This window comes from Vibrio sp. 10N.222.46.A1, from assembly GCF_041473595.1.
In the GTDB taxonomy this organism is placed as follows: domain Bacteria; phylum Pseudomonadota; class Gammaproteobacteria; order Enterobacterales; family Vibrionaceae; genus Vibrio; species Vibrio tasmaniensis_A.
Genome location: NZ_JBFRSN010001331.1, coordinates 1 through 483, shown reverse-complemented (window position 1 = coordinate 483; position 483 = coordinate 1). Strand labels below are relative to the sequence as shown.

Genomic DNA, 483 nt, shown 5'->3' with positions numbered 1-483 from the left:
GTATTTGATGAGCTTGAACAGCAGATCGGTGAAGTGATCCATACTGGTGATTGGATCAATGTAAGCCAAGACAGAATCAACCAGTTTGGCCTCGTTACTGAAGATATGCAGTGGATTCATACAGAGCCTTCTAAGGCTGAAACAGATTCTCCGTTCAAAACAACCATTGCACATGGTTTTCTGACTTTGTCTCTGCTTCCTCGACTGACAGACAGTGTTGATCCTGACAAATCTCAATTCCCAACGGCGAAGATGGTTGTAAACATTGGTCTTAACCAAGTACGTTTCCCATACCCTGTAAAATCGGGCAGTAACGTTCGCGCTAAAAGTACGCTAACAAAAGTAACGCCAATTAAGAAAGGCCTAGAGATTGAACGCGAAATCCGTGTAGAAATCGAAGGCATCCGTCGTCCTGGTGCTGTGATTGTTTCGGTGATTCAACTTCACTTCTAGAGCTTTTTTATAAGTAGAATTGCTTTTAGC

General features: G+C 42.9%; 1 protein-coding gene. It reads left to right on the top strand.

Annotation, left to right across the window (positions count from 1 at the left end):
- The coding region (locus tag AB4496_RS26380) for a MaoC family dehydratase (protein ID WP_372132851.1) at positions 1 to 453 on the top strand (453 nt) is incomplete at its 5' end.
- Positions 454 to 483 lie beyond the last annotated feature (30 nt).